Origin of the sequence: Streptomyces sp. NPDC127092 (assembly GCF_042722475.1) — a bacterium.
Classification (GTDB): domain Bacteria; phylum Actinomycetota; class Actinomycetes; order Streptomycetales; family Streptomycetaceae; genus Streptomyces.
This window is the reverse complement of record NZ_JBHXFE010000347.1, coordinates 811-1153: the sequence shown is the minus strand read 5'-3', so window position 1 is coordinate 1153 and position 343 is coordinate 811. Positions and strand designations below refer to the sequence as shown.

The 343-nt window shown below is 65.6% G+C and carries 1 protein-coding gene; it reads left to right on the top strand.

Going from position 1 to position 343, the window contains the following annotated elements; genetic code table 11:
• The coding region (locus ACFWJO_RS40305; RefSeq protein WP_386873325.1) for a thiamine pyrophosphate-binding protein at nt 1-343 on the top strand (343 nt) is incomplete at both ends.

The following is a 343-nucleotide window of genomic DNA, read 5'->3' as shown; positions in this document are numbered from 1 at the left end:
TCACCGGCCGAGTCGGCGTCTGCATGGCCACCTCCGGACCCGGTGCCACCAACCTCGTCACCCCCCTTGCCGATGCCCAGATGGACTCCGTTCCCGTGGTCGCCATCACCGGACAGGTCCACTCCAGCCTGGTCGGTACCGACGCGTTCCAGGAAGCCGACATCTGCGGCATCACGATGCCGATCACCAAACACAACTACCTGGTCACCAACGCCGCCGACATTGCCCGCACCCTCGCCGAAGCGTTCCACATCGCCTCCACCGGTCGGCCGGGTGCGGTCCTCGTCGACATCCCGAAGGACGTCTTACAGGCACCGACCAGCTTTTCGTGGCCACCCGAGTT